The sequence below is a fragment of the Candidatus Puniceispirillum marinum IMCC1322 genome (genome assembly GCF_000024465.1).
Taxonomy (GTDB): Bacteria; Pseudomonadota; Alphaproteobacteria; order Puniceispirillales; family Puniceispirillaceae; genus Puniceispirillum; species Puniceispirillum marinum.
In genome coordinates this window covers 1,364,174-1,380,090 of record NC_014010.1, presented here as the reverse complement: position 1 = coordinate 1,380,090, position 15,917 = coordinate 1,364,174, and the positions used below count along the sequence as shown (strand labels likewise).

Here is a 15,917-nt window from a genome sequence, read left to right as displayed (position 1 = left end):
CCCAAGAATAATAAATGTCTGGTCGTTTCCAGACAGATGAACGCTACTTGTTTAGACAGGTAGCGTTTTGTTTTCGTTTAGAATATGCCCGGCTAGATAAAGTGAACCACATATAATCACAGGGTGGTTGTTATCAGCGATTGTCAAGGCGTCCTGTATCGAGCGGGCAGGTGAAGCTGATAGCCCAATTGATGTTGCCGAGGCGGCAAGCTCACCGGCCGTTAATGAGGCAGGTTGACCCGGGATCGTCAAGGTCAGGACTTGTCCTGCAATTTTGCTTATGGGGGCTAGAAATTCAGCAGGATCACGTGTGTTCAACGCGCCGCAAATCACTGTCCATTGCCCATCATGAAGGTCGGGAAGCGCGGCCACCAGTGCCTGCGCCCCATGTGCATTATGTGCCCCATCCAGCCATATTGATTGGTCTGGCATAAGGGTTGTCAGATCACCTTTGTCCAGCTTCTGTATGCGGCCCGGCCATATGGCATTACCCAGGCCGGCAACAATTTTAACAGGTGCTAATTTGCGGCTTGTCCCAAGCGCATGGATAAGCGCCGTCGCGGCAAGGCTGGCATTATCAACCTGATGTTCACCAGCAAGGCCGGGTGTGGGCAAGGTTACCGCACCGTCATTCAGATCAGTGTTGCTATAGGTAATGGCAATGCGCCCATCTGCGGCCTTATACCCGTTAAAATCAATGCTGGCCGTAAAAAGCTTGGCGCCAATTTCCTCTGCATGCGCGTTCAGTTGCTGTGCAACAACGTTATCTTGTTGCGCACTGAAACAAGGCACGTTATGCCGCATGATACCGGCCTTTTGCGATGCAATGGTTGCCACATCATTGCCCAGAAAATGCTCATGATCACGGGCAATAGGCGTGATTATTGTGGCTAGCGGCCTATCCAGAACATTGGTCGAATCCAGAGTGCCGCCAAGTCCCGTTTCCAATAATAACAAATCTGCTTCACATTGTGAAAAGGCCAGCATCGCGGCGGCTGTGGTCACTTCAAAGAAGGTGACTTCATCAGTACCATTAATATTTTCAACCTCTTCAAGAAGGTCAGCCAATGCGCCATCGCTAATCAATGTCCCGGCTAACCGGATGCGCTCGTTAAACCGGCATAGGTGAGGCGAGCTATAGACATGAACGCGTAACCCGCACCCCTCGGCCATGGCGCGCATATGGGCAATGACGGATCCTTTGCCATTTGTACCTGACACATGAATTGTTGGAGGCAATGCATGATGTGGATTACCTAACCGGTTTAATAGCGCAAAGGTACGATCAAGCCCTAGATCAATAAGCTTGGGATGAAGCGCGGCAAGACGATCAAGCGCATGTTGCGCGCGCATAGCATCATGTGCATCCTCGCCATCAGTTGAGCTGGACGCAAGATCAACAGAATCAATATCGGTCATCAGGCCGCCTTGCTATTTCCCATTAGGAAGCCAAGAATGCGGCCGATATAGGCGCTTTGCTCGCTACGGGCAACGACACTGTCAACCATGCCATGTTCTTGCAGATATTCCGCAGTCTGGAAATCGTCAGGCAGTTTTTCACGCACCGTTTCCTCAATGACGCGGCGTCCGGCAAAACCGATAATGGCACCGGGCTCGGCAATCTGAATGTCACCAAGCATAGCAAAAGAGGCCGTCACACCACCAGTTGTTGGATGCGCCAGCAAAACAATATAGGGCAAATTGGCATCACGCACCTGATCAACGGCAGAAATCGTACGCGGTAACTGCATCAGTGATAACACGCCTTCCTGCATACGGGCACCACCAGTTGATGGCACAGTGATCAATGCGGCTTTGCGTTTTACAGCTTCTTGCGCGGCCAACACAATCCCGTTACCAACCATGCGCCCCATTGATCCACCCATGAAGCGGAAATCAAAGGCAGCCATCACCGTGTCACAGCCCCCGATTTTACCAACACCCACAGCGATAGCATCATCAAGGCCAGTACGGTTACGTGTATCACGCAAACGATCAGCGTATTTCTTTGTATCGCGGAATTTAAGGGGATCATCAACGATTTGCGGTAGGGGGATGATATCGAATTTGCCATCATCAAAAGTCATGGCAAAGCGGCTTTCCGGTGGTAAAGGCGCGTGTGAACCGCAGGTAGAGCAACAATTATAGGCCTGCTCAAATTCGCGATGGAAAATCATCTGCCCGCAGGCTTTACATTTTACCCATAAATTATCGGGTACATCATCTGATTGAACCCATGCCTTGATTTTGGGGAGTACAGAATTTGTAATCCAGTTCATCGCTTACATCCCTTCGTCGTCTGACTACTTACCGCTAACAGCATTTGCAAGTTCCCTCACAAATGCGGCAACTTTACGGACGATATCATCATTACCGCTACCATCTTGCGAAAGATTGCTGGCAATAATATCAACAACGGCTGATCCAACAACCGCACCATCACTCAATTTTGCAACTTCCGCTGCCTGTTTAGCTGTCTTGATACCAAAACCTGTGACAATCGGCAAATCTGTGTGGTTGCTAATCCGCTTATAGGCGGTGTCTATAGAGTCAGCAGCGGCACTTTTGGTGCCTGTTATGCCTGTCACTGATACATAATAGACAAAGCCATTGGCCTCGGCCAGAACCGTTGGCAGACGTTTATCATTCGTCGTTGGTGTTACAAGTCGGATAAAGCTAAGACCAGCCTGTTTTGCGGGAATGCACAACTCTTCATCTTCTTCGGGCGGCAGATCAACCAGAATTAAACCATCTACACCTGCATCGACAGCATCCTTCAAAAAGACATCATTGCCATAAATATAAATAGGATTGTAATAGCCCATCAGAATGATTGGAATGTCAGCATTCTTTGCACGAAACCGTTTGGCCATGGCCAATGTCTTTTGCAAGCTCATACCAGCTTTCAAAGCCCGTAGTGACGCCGCCTGAATGGCCGGACCATCCGCCATCGGATCAGAAAAAGGCATGCCTAACTCGATAAAATCAACGCCCGTATCTGCAAGGGCATGCAATATTTTTTCAGATGTTTCAAGGTCGGGGTCGCCAGCCGTGATAAAGACGCCTAAAACGCCTCGGTCTGCTGACTTTGCTTTGGCAAAAGCTGTCTCGATACGACGTGTCATTATAATTCCTTTGTTCGTATTATGTCTTCGATGCAATGTGTGGTGATTGCTTTACAGCCTGCCAAGCTCTTCAAGAATAGGAAGTACGGCACCAAGATCCTTGTCGCCGCGTCCACACATATTCAGAATTACGATTGAGTCCTTATCCATGTCGCCAATCATTGTGCCTGTGAAAGCAAGCGCATGTGATGGTTCCAGCGCGGGAATAATACCTTCAAGCCGTGAACAAAGCTGGAATGCTATCAGCGCTTCATCATCGGTAGCGCTGACATAATTAACGCGTTTTATATCATGCAACCATGAATGTTCAGGCCCAATGCCTGGATAATCGAGGCCAGCAGAAATCGAATGCGCATCAATAATTTGGCCATCATCATTTTGCAGAAGATAGGTGCGGTTGCCATGCAGAATACCTGGTGTGCCACCGGTTAGTGACGCCGCATGCAGGCCAGATGAAATACCTTTGCCAGCCGCTTCCACACCATAAATATCTACATCTTCATCATCCAGAAACGGATGAAACAAGCCCAACGCGTTTGATCCGCCGCCAATACAGGCAATCAGTGCGTCAGGTAGCCGCCCTTCGGCTTCCTGAATTTGGGTACGAGCCTCAATGCCGATAACAGACTGAAAATCACGAACCATTTGGGGATAGGGATGCGGACCTGCAACCGTGCCAATAATATAGAAATGTGTTTCCGCATTGGTCACCCAAAACCGCAAAGCTTCATTCATGGCGTCTTTTAATGTGCCGGTACCAGATGTGACAGGATGAATTTTAGCGCCCAGCAGACGCATCCGGTCAACATTAGGCTTTTGACGGCGAACATCTTCCTCACCCATAAAGACTTCGCATTCCATATCAAATAGTGCGCAGGCAGTTGCTGTGGCTACGCCATGTTGACCAGCACCAGTTTCGGCAATAATTTTCTTTTTGCCCATACGCTTGGCCAGCAAGGCTTGCCCCAGAACATTATTGATTTTATGGGCACCTGTATGGTTAAGCTCATCGCGCTTTAGATATAGTTTTGCGCCACCAAAATGCGCGGTCAGCCGCTCGGCAAAATATAGTGGACTTGGACGGCCAACATAATGTTGCTGATAATAAAGTAATTCGCGGGCAAATGAATCATCCTGCCGTGATTCATTGTATGACTTTTCAACCTCTAAAATCAGCGGCATCAGCGTTTCGGCAACAAAGCGTCCACCATGGATGCCAAAACGGCCACCATCATCGGGCTGGTTACGAAAAGAATTCTTACTTGCTTCGTTCATTTTATTTTCCGGCACATATGGCCAGCCTCCTGAGTGGTCAGCTATTTTAGCCCATTTCTGCTGCGCGAATAAAGCTACGAATTAGGCCATGGTCTTTTTTACCTAGCGCCGACTCAACGCCTGAAGATACATCAAGTGCCCGGGCGCCAGTCATGCTGATAGCCTCGGTAACATTGTCTGGTTTCAGCCCACCCGCCAGCATCCAGTTGGACATGCCTTTATAGCTGGACAGCAAACGCCAGTCAAAACTGTGGCCGGTGCCACCTGGCATATCACTGCTAGCAGATTTGGCATCAAGAAGCAGCCAGTCAGCAATAGTGTCCCATGTGGAACAGACATCCAGATCGGATGCCGTGCCAATTCGCAAGGCCTTGATGATGGAGACATTGAAACGTGCCTTGATGGCTTTGGCACGATCGGGTGTTTCATTGCCATGTAACTGGATATAGTCAGGTCGGCTGGCCTGAATGACGGCGTCTAGCGCATCATCTGCCATGTCCACGGTCAGGGCTACGCGTTCTGGGCGGTCACCTGTATAGCTATCTGCGTGATTGGCTAGAGCGGCCGCCACTTCAAGGGAAAGATGCCTTGATGATTTCGGAAAAAACACCATGCCGATCCAGCGCGCGCCAGCTCTGGCGCAGACATCATAATCAGCGGCTGTTGCAATCCCGCAAATTTTTACATCAGCACGCGGCATCAAACTATCCTTGGGTCGTTCGGGTTATTCAACCATTTTCATCAACGGTGTTTTGTTAGCTATTTCTGATGTGGCTTCAGAAGTCTGGGTTTCAACAAGTGCTGCGTATTTTTTTTCAAGTTTGTTGAAATTTTGTTGTAAACGCCATTTGCGGGCGCGAATCGTAAGAAGCTGAAGCCAGATCACCGCACTGCCCAATGCCAAGCCAATACCAAGGCTTATGAGACATACAAGCCATATTGGCGCGGTTAAGGTTATATCAAAGGGCCATAAAGCCAGCTCAACAGGCGAAGCGTTGGACGTTGAAAATGATACCGCGAACAAACCTATTGCGACGGTGATTACAACCCACAGAAAACGGGTAATCATTTTCATGAACTTCTTCCAATTAGCGGTTTAGACGCTCACGCATTCCCTTGCCCATTTTGAAAAAAGGTACTTTCTTTTCAGCCACTTGTACGCTTGTACCTGTTCTTGGGTTTCGGCCTATCCGCGCTTTACGATGACGAACCGAAAAGGCGCCAAAGCCACGAAGTTCAACGCGATCTCCACGTTCCAAAGCGCCACTTATTTCATCTAGGATTGTTCCGACTAAACGTTCAATGTCTCTGTGATACAAGGCAGGATTTTTTGCTGCCATACGGGCAATTAGTTCAGACCGTGTCACGCCACCCACTCCATTGTTAATACATACATTTTTAACTAAGTTAGGATGCCTGTTCACTCACGCGGGGTCAACTCATGTTTGAAACAAAATTTGTAATTGGGAATTATAGTCAGCGCGCAGGCAACCGGGGTCGCCTGCGCACATATTTTACTTATCGTCTGTGGTATCACGCTTTGCCAGCGCGGCACCCAGAATATCACCAAGGCTTGCGCCGCTATCTGATGAACCAAAGTCAGCCATTGCCTGTTTTTCTTCGGCAGATTCGCGTGCTTTGATCGATAATGTCAGTTTGCGTGACTTCTTATCAAGATTGGTAACGACAGCATCGACCTTCTCGCCAACGGCAAAACGGTCAGCACGCTGTTCGTTACGCTCACGGCTAAGATCAGCCCGGCGGATAAAGCCAGTCATGGCATCACCAACTGTCACATCGAGGCCATTTTCGGATACAGCCGACACGATACATGTGACAACTTCACCTTTGCGGTAATTGTCAGCCTGACCAGCAAATGGATCATCCGTAAGTTGCTTGATTCCAAGCGAGATACGCTCTTTATCAGTATCAATATCCAGAACCTTGGCTTTGACCATGTCACCTTTGTTGAAGCCTTCAAGTGCAGCTTCACCCGTAACGTCCCAGCTGATATCAGATAGATGCACAAGGCCGTCGATTTCTTCAGTAAGACCAACAAACAGACCAAATTCGGTGATGTTGCGGATCTCGCCTTCGATCTCTGAACCAGCAGGATGTGCGGTACTCAGGTCTTCCCACGGGTTGCCTGTGCACTGCTTGAGGCCAAGTGAAATACGGCGCTTAGACAGATCAACGTCCAGAACCATAACTTCGACTTGCTGACTGGTTGATACAATCTTGCCAGGATGAACATTCTTCTTGGTCCAACTCATTTCGGAGACATGGACAAGACCTTCGACGCCAGCTTCAAGCTCAACAAAGGCACCATAATCGGTGATGTTGGTAACGCGGCCTTCCATCTTGGCACCGATCGGGAATTTGCCTTCGACATTTTCCCAAGGATCAGACAGAAGCTGCTTCATACCAAGCGAGATACGCTGGGTTTCTGCATTAAAGCGGATAACCTGTACTTCAACGGTTTCACCAATCTGCAAGGCTTCCGAAGGATGGCTGATACGCTGCCATGCTATATCGGTAACATGCAGCAGACCGTCAACGCCGCCAAGATCAACGAACGCACCATAATCAGTGATATTCTTGACCACACCTTGTAACACCTGACCTTCTTGAAGGTTGGATACCAATTCGGTGCGGGCTTCGGCGCGAGACTCTTCCAGAACCGCCCGACGCGATACAACGATGTTGCCACGGCGACGGTCAATTTTCAGAATCTGGAATGGCTGTGGTGAACCCATCAATGGGCCAAGATCGCGCACCGGGCGAATATCAACCTGACTACCTGGCAAAAAGGCGGTCGCGCCTGAAAGATCGACGGTAAAGCCGCCTTTGACCTTGCCAAAGATAATACCGGTAACACGCTCTTGCTTCTCAAATGATGCTTCGAGTACGCTCCAGGCTTCTTCGCGGCGTGCCTTGTCACGGCTGAGCACGGCCTGACCATTACGGTCTTCCATACGCTCAACGTAAACTTCAATTTCGTCGCCAATTTTTACATCGGCTTCCTGTCCGGGGCTAACAAGTTCTTTTAGTGGGATGCGGCCTTCGGATTTCAATCCAACATCAATAAGCACCGCGTCGCCTTCGATTTCTACTACGAAACCGCGGACTACAGAGCCCTCAATATTGGTGTCTTTGCCAAAACTTTCAGCTAGAAGGTCGGCAAAGTTTTCAGTTGCAGCGTCTGCTGCCATTACATTTGTAGGTGTCAAAAATATCTCCGTCCATCGCCTACCGGTGTTTCGACACACGAAACAAATTACGCCGGTATAATGCCTCAGCTGGTTTGAGGGCCGAATTAGCCGAACAATTCCATCGTTTAGCCATGCTTTAGGGGCATGATATGCGATGAAACTCTAACCGGGTTTTTGTGGCGATCAGTTGATCCGTACCAGCAAAAGTTAAAGCCATTTTTACAAACAGGTGGCGTTCGGATGCCATCCTGTCTGACGATGTTCCAGATTATCCAGCTATATGTGCCAATGCCAATGCCAGCACCATATCTGCGTCTTTGTCAGACGTATCAATGACAATAGCGTCGGATGTTGCCACCAGCGGGGCGATATCGCGATTGCGATCTCGCTGATCCCGTGCCTTCATATCCTCTAGAACGTGGCGGAACATAACGGATTGTCCGTTATCATGCAACTCTTTGGTGCGGCGTTCTGCGCGCACATCAATATCGGCATCTACAAAGAATTTATAATCCGCATCTGGCAGAACGACACTGCCTATATCACGGCCATCAAGAACGGCACCACCTGCGGCAGTGGGATGCGCGACAAAGTGGCGTTGCAGGTCAAGCAAGCAGGCACGTACAGGTGGCATAGCAGCAACAATTGACGCCATCTCTGCAACCGTATCATTGCGAATTCTATCATCAGGTGTGACCGAAAGATCAAGGGCGCTTGTTATAGCAACAGCTTGAAGTTCATTGATATTTTTATCATCTAGCCCCTGTTCCAGTGCGGCAAGTCCCACCATGCGGTACAATGCGCCAGTATCGAGATGAGCAAGGTCAAAATATGCCGCAAGGCGTTTGGCAAGCGTGCCTTTGCCGCTGGCGGCGGATCCATCAACAGCGATAATCATGAACCAGTTTCGGCGATGTTAGCGCCTGCATTCTGCATGATCTTGGCAAAATCAGGGAAGCTTGTATGGATGGTTTCGCATCCTTCAACGCTAACTGGAGCGTTTGAAATCAGACCTAGAGTCAGAAATGACATTGCGATTCGGTGATCATGTTGTGAGTTGACAGTCATCCCGCCTGCAATTGGGCCGCCTGTCACGGTCATTGTGTCATCGTCATAACTAACAATGGCACCAGCGGCAATGAGGCCATCAGCCATAACCTTGATCCGGTCAGTTTCCTTTACCCTAAGTTCGGCAACGCCATTCATAATCGTCGTGCCATATGCCTGTGTTGCGGCGACCGACAGGATCGGGAATTCATCAATCATCGACGCAGCCCGTTCAGCTGGTATATTAATGCCATGCAAATCACTGTGGCGGACTCTCAAATCTGCCACGGGTTCGCCGCCTTCATCACGGGGGTTGAGTATGCTGATATCGCCACCCATTTCGATCAAAGTCGTAATCAAACCAGTACGAAGCGGGTTCATGCCGATCGAGGGCAGGGTGATATCGCTACCCTTGGTCAGTAATGCAGCAACCATGGGAAAGGCGGCGGATGAGGGATCGCGCGGTACCGCAATATCTGCTGCAATCAGTTGCGCGCCGCCATGAAGCTGGACATGGTGTGTGCCATCATCCCGAACTGTCTGTTCGACGGTGGCGCCAAAGTGACGAAGCATGCTTTCAGTGTGGTCGCGTGACGCATGTGGCTCGATGACTTCGGTGTCACCGCGCGCTGTCAAACCAGCAAGCAAAATAGCTGATTTAATCTGGGCTGATGCTACCGGGCTTTCATAGCTGATTGCCATTGGCTCGCTTTGACCGGTAATTGTCACCGGAAGCAGGCCACCATCACGGCTCGCGACATGGGTTCCCATTTGCTGCAACGGATCGGTGATGCGCGCCATCGGGCGAACGCTAAGCGAGGCGTCACCGGTAAATGTTGCGGTGATGGCCTGTCCCGCAACGACGCCCATAAGCAGACGAACACCGGTACCAGAATTGCCAAGATCCAGCGCCGTTTCAGGTGCAACAAGGCCATGCAGCCCTTGCCCTACAATCACCCAGGTACCATCATCATGGCGGGTTATATCGACGCCAAGAGCGCGCATGGCATCGGCGGTTGCCAGCACATCAGCACCTTCTAGCAAGCCAGTTACCTTGGTCGTGCCGATAGCCAAGCTACCAAGTATCAAAGATCGATGTGACATCGATTTATCGCCAGGCACATCAATTATGCCAGCAAGATTGTCTGTTCTTTGTGATGATAAACTAAGATTTGTCTGCATCGACATGTCTTTATCCTGCGGCCAAATAAGGGGTTGATAATGTGCTTTCATGGCACAGTTTGCCATCTCAGTGTTAAGCAAAGCATCATATAGCATCATGTTTACGTGTGACGCAAATATGGCCGCATAGATCACGACAAAAATATAAATTTCTGATCAGCATGGAAATTGTGTTTAGAAACATGTGAACGTTTCAGTTCACGCTGTTTAGGCAAGAAGTAATAAAAATGCCGGATGATTAAAAATTTGTTTTGACAGGCTCAGTAAATTGTATCAAATCCGTAGTTCAAAATTTGTGTGACCACCTGTAATAAAATATGCAAAGGGTAAGTAGGAATGGCTAAAGCAGATCTTGGAATAAAGCGTGCTTGTTTGTCATGCGGTATGAAATTCTATGATTTCAAAAGAACACCTATTATTTGCCCTGGTTGTTCCACTGAATTCAGTATTGAAAATTTACTTACCAGCCGCAAAGGGCGAAGCGCTGTAAAGTCGGCTGCTAGCAGAGTGCAAACAGCAAAGCTGGATGATGTGGAAGATCAGGATGAAAACATCCATGATGATGATGAAGATGGTGATGAAGCCAATACTGGGCAAGCTACTGGCATTGGTGTAGATGACGAAACTCTTGATTATGAAGAGGAAGATAACGCCGCCGAAGACGCTGATGGGCCAGGCATCATTCAGGATGAAATCACCGAAGATGATGAGTTGCTTCCAAATCTTGACGATGGAGATGAGAACTAGCACCTTTTTTTCTGATTTATCAGATGAATTACGTGTGTTTGCTAAATTTTGCTTGCGCCAACACCGGCGCCTGCGATACACATGCGCGGCCGCAAGCAGTTGCGGCAAACATGATTTGGATTAGGGGCTATAGCTCAGCTGGGAGAGCGCTACAATGGCATTGTAGAGGTCAGCGGTTCGATCCCGCTTAGCTCCACCAAATCACCTAAACAAAACCCCGTCTCAGCCCTTATAAGCTGATTCGGGGTTTTGTTTTGGCAACATGCTGTCTTTAAATGAATATGGATTATGCTGCTTTGGATTGCGTGATGTTTTGAATGGCCATCAACGCTTCAGCTGCGGTCTGCGCTGCACGCAGTTTGGAACAGTTTGTCGCCTTACGAAGCACCTGTGAAACGGATGATAGCATCTGAAGTTGAGCTTGATCACTAGCTTCTGGGCCAATCACCAGGCAGGCAATGTCAACATCTCGCCCATCAGCGGCGTCGAAGGCGACGGGGCTATCAAGAATAGCCATCACAGCGATTGGCTCATCAACAGAATTGATCGCGGCATGCGGGATAGCCACGCCATTACCCACACCCGTACTACCAAGTCGTTCACGCTTCATCACCGCCGCACATAAATCGCGTGATTCGATTTTATGCGCTTTGGCAGCCTCGGCACATAACGCTTCGATCAGGTGTTTCTTGCTGTTCACTTTGAGACCAACAAGTATCTGTTGCTGCTCGATAAAACTACCGTCTGTCATTTAAAAACCTGTCTAGGTGCAAAGCGGCTATGAGCCTGTCAAAAACATATAAAAATTTGTTTATCTGGATCGTCAGGGGTGCCAGAAGTCGCGCAACCTAGTAGTGCCAAAGTTTCCTGTCAAGACTATGTTTTGAAATCTTCACACAAGAAGGATAATTGATCTTAATGCTAGCGGCTAAAGCGTTCGCCAAGATAGACTTCACGGACACCGCTATGCTGAACAACTTCTTCAGGACTGCCTTCCATCATGACAGCGCCATCATGGATGATGTAGGCACGGTCAACAACATCGAGCGTCTCACGGACATTATGGTCGGTAATCAGGACACCGAGCCCATGGTCCTGAAGCTGGCGGATAAGGCCGCGGATTTCTCCCAACGCTATGGGGTCAATGCCAGCAAGTGGCTCGTCAAGCAGCAGAAATGTTGGACGTGCGGCTAAAGCACGAGCAATTTCAAGCCGTCGCCGCTCGCCGCCGGATAGATTGATAGACGGGGTGTTGCGAAGATGCGTAATGCCAAATTCAGCCATCAGATCATCAAGCATTGATGCACGATCAGTTTCTGGTTCATCCAGTGTTTCAAGCACGGCTAGAATATTCTGTTCGACGGTTAGACCACGAAATATGCTTGATTCTTGTGGCAGATAACCAATGCCGAGCCGGGCCCGTTGAAAGACCGGCATATTCGTCACATTCTGGCCGTCAATTTGAACGCTACCTTCGTCCGCTGCCAGCAACCCTGCCAGAATATAAAAGGTTGTGGTTTTGCCAGCACCATTTGGCCCTAACAGGCCAACAGCCTCACCACGCTGTAAGCTAAGTGTAACATTGCGAACAACGCGCCGCTGATCAAAGCTTTTGCCTATACCCGTTGCCTGCAAACCAGCATTCTGATTTACCAGCCGTGGTGCTGATGGGGGAAACCCATCTTGGTTAGACCATTTATCCATTATGTGGAACCTTTAAGCACATACCCAAAATCATTTTGTTATTGAACCATAATGCCGGTCACGCGTCCACCCTGACCATCAGATAGAAGCCGACTGACACCACTATTAAAATCAACTTCAGCCCGCGACCCACGCATGACATTCTGGCCTTCGATCAGTTCAACATTACCTGTCAGTATGGCAATGGAGGTGTTGAAATCGTAATTAACCTTGTCGCCAGTAGCTGTCTGGTTATCGACAGTACGTACATAGGCATTGCCGATGGCATCAAGCGTTTGCAGGTCGCCGTTTTCATTGGTAAAGGCGATAATTTCATCACCAGAAATGACACGCCCATCATCGGCTGTATAATTAGCTTTGCCAATGCCATTGATTTTTGCTTTTGTGGGGTTGGACTCGTCATAGATAATCTTTTTAGTTGCTGTCATGACGCCACGTGGGCTGGTGACTTTTGCATTTTTGCCAAACACCGAATAAGTGCTGGATACGAGATCATAGACAAGCCGTGCGCCAGTTGCGGTATTTTCACCATCAATAAAAAAAACATTACCCGTTGCGGTCATCAAATTGATTTCGCGCCCAGCTTGTTCCGGATCATAATTTGCTTCTAGACGATCTGCCGAGATACGCATATCACGTTGCACGGCTATGGCATCGCCCTCGGCTAGATAAAGCCCTTTATTCTGATCCCATTCCAGAAAATCTGAGGCTTCAATCGTGACCGGTGCGGTTTGGGTCTCGGCTTGTTTGTCTTGTGCATTGGCTATTGATAACAGTCCGGGACTCATGACAAGCAGCAACGCAAATAGCGCAAAATGTCGCAATAAAAAATTTAAAACCTTCATAACATATCCTGTTCATGCACTGACTGGGGCTTTGCCAGATTAGTTGATTGTCTTCACATTATGCAAAACCATTTTACTTGTACCACCAAACATCATGACGTTTCCATGATCGGTGACGCGAATATTCTGTCCCGTTATGTGCGCGTCAGGTGAAACAACTTCGACAGGCAAATCGGATTGCATTTCACCAGCATCGATATTGGCGCTTAACGCCTCGGTTGTCATAATCACGTTTTGTTTTGTTTGCTTAAGAACAACCATGCCTGTGAGATCGACTAGATTATCAGTTTGCGAAAACGCACCATTCAATGCTGAAATATTTATACGACCCCCGTCAGACTGGGTAATAAAGCCTGTGGGTTCAGATAGTTGGATAATGCCACTGCCATTATTTTGTTCAACAGCGTTTGTGGCGTTGATTTCATAGGTCTTGCCTGTTTTTGTCGTGCCTTTATAACGTGCGCCAGTCAATTGTGTGCCGCCATCATCAGCCACTTCGATATTGGCAATACTGACGCGGACATCACTGGTTTTGGTATAAAGACCCAACCATCCTACAGCGGCAGCAAGCGTCGTTAATCCGGCGCCGGTTAAAAGAACGCTAGGGCGCAAGAGGGTGGATTTTTTAGCAGACGAAGCGCGCTTTTTTGGCGTAAAGCGCGTAAGCTTCTTGTCGTATGTATCATTATTATCAGATGCCATTCAAAGTCCTCTGAATTCCCTAATGACCATAAGATGACTTAGTAAAATTACTTAATGGTGGAAGATATCCACATCACCAAAGCCAATTAGATCAAGTTGTGCACGCTCAGGCAAAAAGCCAAAACAGGCATTGGCCAGCGCCATGCGGTTTTCACGCTCAAGCATATATGAGAGTTTTTCGCGGATCGCATGAAGATATAAAACATCGCCAGCCGCATAATTCTGCTGATCAATGGTCAGGGTTTCAGCACCCCAATCTGATGATTGTTGCTGTTTGGAAATATCAATCTGCAACAGCTCGCGGCATAATTCTTTGAGCCCATGTCGGTCAGTATAGGTGCGGGCTAGTTTTGAGGCGATTTTAGTGCAGTAAATATCGCCTTCGACAGCGCCGATATAATGGATCAGAGCGGCGAGATCAAAACGCGCAAAATGGAATAATTTGGTTACCGCAGGGTCAGCAAGTAAAGCCGCTAGAACAGGGCTTGGCTTGGCTGGCTGAGCAATCTGAACCAGATGCGCATTGCCGTCACCACTAGATAATTGCACCAGACACAAGCGATCACGCTGGGTTTTCAAACCCATTGTTTCGGTATCTATAGCGACAATCGAACCGAGGTCAATATCGGCAGGTAGATCGTCTTTATAGATGTTAACGGCCATCGCTATTACCTGCCTCGTTCTGCATTAATTATTCCGGCTGGATATTTCTGAATCAGTATGCGGATACAGATACCAACTGTAAATGGTGCCCAGGAGAAGACTCGAACTTCCACGACCTTGCGGCCACTGGCACCTGAAGCCAGCGCGTCTACCAATTCCGCCACCTGGGCATTTATCAACATCATTATTCTGCTGCGAATAAGTGCGAGAGAATAGTCTTAAAAGCCTAACTGTCAAACAATTTCCCCGAGGATAGGCTGGATTTTGACGGTATAATGACAGCTTTTGTTTTTCATTGCTTTTCTGCACCGGTTTTTGCTTGTTGCTTTGGCTCTCGCCATTGTACATATGGGGGATAGACCATTTTCAGCGCGCATGGGTTTATAATATAGCAGAGCACTAGCCTGTCAAAATGGCTAAAGTGATTAAATTCAAGAGTGATGATATGCAAAAGACAGTGACAGTAATTGGTGGTTCAGGCTTTATCGGGCGCGCTACGGTTGAAATGCTGGCGCGTGCTAAAATGCGTGTCATTGTTTTATGCCGGAATGCTGAGCGCGCCAAATATCTAAAGCCGATGGGTGATGTTGGTCAGATCACACTGGTATCAGGCGATGCATTAAATGATGAAACACTGGCCTCGGTTATAAAGCCAGCTGATGCGGTCATTAATTTTGTGGGTATTCTTGCGGAAACAGGTAGCCAGCGCTTTGAGGCCCTGCAGGGTGAATTGCCAGGCAAGATTGGCATGCTGGCGCGTCAAAATGATGTAGCTGATGTTGTACATATTTCGGCCATCGGTGCGGATGCGGACTCCCCTAGTCTGTATGCGCGTACTAAAGCAGCTGGCGAAGCAGGCTTGCATAACGAATTTCCAGATGCCGTTATTCTGCGCCCGTCAATTGTTTTTGGCCCCCGTGACGGTTTCTTTAACCGCTTTGCTAATATGGCGTTGACGGCACCAGCCTTGCCATTGCCTGGGGGTGGTACGATGCGGATGCAGCCGGTTTATGTTGGGGATGTTGTCGCCGCCATTGAAGCCAGCATTGGTATAGGCAAGACAAAGATAAATCCGCGTGGCAAGTTTTTTGAACTAGGCGGCCCTGATATCTATTCATTTCGGCAGTTGATGGAAATCACCTTACTGCAAATTCGCCGTCGGCGTTTGCTGATACCTGTGCCACTGAGCTTGATGTCTTTTGGCGCTATCTTTGCTGGGTTATTGCCATCACCGCCCATTACGGTCGATCAGGTCAAGCTATTGAAGATCGACAATATTGTTGCCAAGAATGCTCTTGGTTTGGCGGCTATGGGTATCACGCCGACCAGCATGGATGCGATTTTGCCAAGCTATCTTGCACGGTTTCGTCCGGGTGGCCAGTTTTCGCGCTGATTTTAATGTGAAGTGATACCAG

At 48.6% G+C, this 15,917-nt stretch carries 17 protein-coding genes and 2 tRNA genes; 3 read left to right on the top strand and 16 right to left on the bottom strand.

The features are described from left to right. Positions 1 to 51 precede the first annotated feature (51 nt). The 10 genes from SAR116_RS06420 to aroA form a co-directional block, all read right to left on the bottom strand. Positions 52 to 1,419, bottom strand: coding sequence for a bifunctional folylpolyglutamate synthase/dihydrofolate synthase (locus SAR116_RS06420; protein ID WP_013046129.1), 1,368 nt, complete (start codon positions 1,417 to 1,419; stop codon positions 52 to 54). Further along, complete coding sequence (gene accD, locus SAR116_RS06415; RefSeq protein WP_013046128.1) at positions 1,419 to 2,279, bottom strand: acetyl-CoA carboxylase, carboxyltransferase subunit beta; 861 nt, start codon at positions 2,277 to 2,279, stop codon at positions 1,419 to 1,421. Before accD ends, SAR116_RS06420 begins: the two co-directional genes overlap by 1 nt. A gap of 24 nt (positions 2,280 to 2,303) precedes the next feature. After that, positions 2,304 to 3,125 carry a tryptophan synthase subunit alpha gene (trpA, locus tag SAR116_RS06410; protein WP_013046127.1) on the bottom strand — a complete coding sequence of 274 codons (822 nt, stop codon included), beginning with the start codon at positions 3,123 to 3,125 and terminating at the stop codon, positions 2,304 to 2,306. A gap of 51 nt (positions 3,126 to 3,176) precedes the next feature. Further along, positions 3,177 to 4,400: a tryptophan synthase subunit beta gene (trpB, locus tag SAR116_RS06405; protein WP_041860805.1), complete on the bottom strand. Its 1,224-nt coding sequence runs from the start codon at positions 4,398 to 4,400 to the stop codon at positions 3,177 to 3,179. Positions 4,401 to 4,446: 46 nt separating this feature from the next. Next, positions 4,447 to 5,100, bottom strand: a complete 654-nt coding sequence (locus SAR116_RS06400) for a phosphoribosylanthranilate isomerase (RefSeq protein ID WP_013046125.1) — start codon at positions 5,098 to 5,100, stop codon at positions 4,447 to 4,449. Positions 5,101 to 5,124: 24 nt separating this feature from the next. Beyond that, positions 5,125 to 5,475 (bottom strand): LapA family protein, encoded by a 351-nt coding sequence (locus SAR116_RS06395; protein WP_013046124.1) that lies wholly within the window; start codon positions 5,473 to 5,475, stop codon positions 5,125 to 5,127. 13 nt (positions 5,476 to 5,488) lie between these two features. Beyond that, the gene (locus SAR116_RS06390) at positions 5,489 to 5,767 is read right to left on the bottom strand and encodes an integration host factor subunit beta (protein WP_013046123.1); all 279 of its coding nucleotides are present in this window, start codon (positions 5,765 to 5,767) and stop codon (positions 5,489 to 5,491) included. Between the two features lie 147 nt (positions 5,768 to 5,914). Continuing rightward, entirely contained in the window at positions 5,915 to 7,612 is a 1,698-nt protein-coding gene (gene rpsA, locus SAR116_RS06385; protein WP_013046122.1) for a 30S ribosomal protein S1, read from the bottom strand. A gap of 268 nt (positions 7,613 to 7,880) precedes the next feature. Next, positions 7,881 to 8,510 carry a (d)CMP kinase gene (gene cmk / locus SAR116_RS06380; RefSeq protein WP_013046121.1) on the bottom strand — a complete coding sequence of 210 codons (630 nt, stop codon included), beginning with the start codon at positions 8,508 to 8,510 and terminating at the stop codon, positions 7,881 to 7,883. Continuing rightward, entirely contained in the window at positions 8,507 to 9,847 is a 1,341-nt protein-coding gene (aroA, locus tag SAR116_RS06375; RefSeq protein ID WP_013046120.1) for a 3-phosphoshikimate 1-carboxyvinyltransferase, read from the bottom strand. The genes cmk and aroA overlap by 4 nt, the downstream gene beginning before the upstream one ends. Positions 9,848 to 10,177: 330 nt before the next feature. On the opposite strand from aroA, the gene SAR116_RS06370 reads away from it, so the two are divergent. Further along, a complete protein-coding gene (locus SAR116_RS06370) occupies positions 10,178 to 10,588 on the top strand; it encodes a TIGR02300 family protein (protein ID WP_013046119.1) in 411 nt (136 codons plus the stop codon). A gap of 123 nt (positions 10,589 to 10,711) precedes the next feature. Then, positions 10,712 to 10,787 (top strand) — tRNA-Ala (locus tag SAR116_RS06365). An 87-nt stretch (positions 10,788 to 10,874) separates the two neighbouring features. Here SAR116_RS06365 and SAR116_RS06360 read toward each other — a convergent pair. The 6 genes from SAR116_RS06360 to SAR116_RS06335 all read right to left on the bottom strand — a co-directional run bounded on the left by SAR116_RS06360 (position 10,875) and on the right by SAR116_RS06335 (position 14,672). Next, a complete protein-coding gene (locus SAR116_RS06360) occupies positions 10,875 to 11,339 on the bottom strand; it encodes a PTS sugar transporter subunit IIA (RefSeq protein WP_013046118.1) in 465 nt (154 codons plus the stop codon). A 170-nt stretch (positions 11,340 to 11,509) separates the two neighbouring features. Continuing rightward, positions 11,510 to 12,292 carry an LPS export ABC transporter ATP-binding protein gene (gene lptB, locus SAR116_RS06355; RefSeq protein ID WP_013046117.1) on the bottom strand — a complete coding sequence of 261 codons (783 nt, stop codon included), beginning with the start codon at positions 12,290 to 12,292 and terminating at the stop codon, positions 11,510 to 11,512. A gap of 38 nt (positions 12,293 to 12,330) precedes the next feature. Then, a complete protein-coding gene (locus tag SAR116_RS13245; protein WP_013046116.1) occupies positions 12,331 to 13,137 on the bottom strand; it encodes an LptA/OstA family protein in 807 nt (268 codons plus the stop codon). A 39-nt stretch (positions 13,138 to 13,176) separates the two neighbouring features. Then, positions 13,177 to 13,839 (bottom strand): LPS export ABC transporter periplasmic protein LptC, encoded by a 663-nt coding sequence (gene lptC / locus SAR116_RS06345; RefSeq protein WP_013046115.1) that lies wholly within the window; start codon positions 13,837 to 13,839, stop codon positions 13,177 to 13,179. Between the two features lie 51 nt (positions 13,840 to 13,890). After that, positions 13,891 to 14,502 (bottom strand): ribonuclease D, encoded by a 612-nt coding sequence (locus SAR116_RS06340; protein ID WP_013046114.1) that lies wholly within the window; start codon positions 14,500 to 14,502, stop codon positions 13,891 to 13,893. A gap of 83 nt (positions 14,503 to 14,585) precedes the next feature. After that, positions 14,586 to 14,672, bottom strand: a tRNA-Leu gene (locus tag SAR116_RS06335). Between the two features lie 242 nt (positions 14,673 to 14,914). Between SAR116_RS06335 and SAR116_RS06330 the strand changes: the two genes are divergently transcribed. Further along, positions 14,915 to 15,895, top strand: coding sequence for a complex I NDUFA9 subunit family protein (locus tag SAR116_RS06330; protein WP_013046113.1), 981 nt, complete (start codon positions 14,915 to 14,917; stop codon positions 15,893 to 15,895). Positions 15,896 to 15,917 lie beyond the last annotated feature (22 nt).

Bases quoted from the DNA above. Each gene is read 5' to 3' on its own strand.
- SAR116_RS06420 (WP_013046129.1), bottom strand. From the start codon at position 1,419: ATGACCGATATTGATTCTGTTGATCTTGCGTCCAGCTCAACTGATGGC.
- accD (WP_013046128.1), bottom strand. From the start codon at position 2,279: ATGAACTGGATTACAAATTCTGTACTCCCCAAAATCAAGGCATGGGTT.
- trpA (WP_013046127.1), bottom strand. From the start codon at position 3,125: ATGACACGTCGTATCGAGACAGCTTTTGCCAAAGCAAAGTCAGCAGAC.
- trpB (WP_041860805.1), bottom strand. From the start codon at position 4,400: ATGAACGAAGCAAGTAAGAATTCTTTTCGTAACCAGCCCGATGATGGT.
- SAR116_RS06400 (WP_013046125.1), bottom strand. From the start codon at position 5,100: ATGCCGCGTGCTGATGTAAAAATTTGCGGGATTGCAACAGCCGCTGAT.
- SAR116_RS06395 (WP_013046124.1), bottom strand. From the start codon at position 5,475: ATGAAAATGATTACCCGTTTTCTGTGGGTTGTAATCACCGTCGCAATA.
- rpsA (WP_013046122.1), bottom strand. From the start codon at position 7,612: ATGGCAGCAGACGCTGCAACTGAAAACTTTGCCGACCTTCTAGCTGAA.
- cmk (WP_013046121.1), bottom strand. From the start codon at position 8,510: ATGATTATCGCTGTTGATGGATCCGCCGCCAGCGGCAAAGGCACGCTT.
- aroA (WP_013046120.1), bottom strand. From the start codon at position 9,847: ATGTCGATGCAGACAAATCTTAGTTTATCATCACAAAGAACAGACAAT.
- SAR116_RS06370 (WP_013046119.1), top strand. From the start codon at position 10,178: ATGGCTAAAGCAGATCTTGGAATAAAGCGTGCTTGTTTGTCATGCGGT.
- SAR116_RS06360 (WP_013046118.1), bottom strand. From the start codon at position 11,339: ATGACAGACGGTAGTTTTATCGAGCAGCAACAGATACTTGTTGGTCTC.
- lptB (WP_013046117.1), bottom strand. From the start codon at position 12,292: ATGGATAAATGGTCTAACCAAGATGGGTTTCCCCCATCAGCACCACGG.
- SAR116_RS13245 (WP_013046116.1), bottom strand. From the start codon at position 13,137: ATGAAGGTTTTAAATTTTTTATTGCGACATTTTGCGCTATTTGCGTTG.
- lptC (WP_013046115.1), bottom strand. From the start codon at position 13,839: ATGGCATCTGATAATAATGATACATACGACAAGAAGCTTACGCGCTTT.
- SAR116_RS06340 (WP_013046114.1), bottom strand. From the start codon at position 14,502: ATGGCCGTTAACATCTATAAAGACGATCTACCTGCCGATATTGACCTC.
- SAR116_RS06330 (WP_013046113.1), top strand. From the start codon at position 14,915: ATGGCTAAAGTGATTAAATTCAAGAGTGATGATATGCAAAAGACAGTG.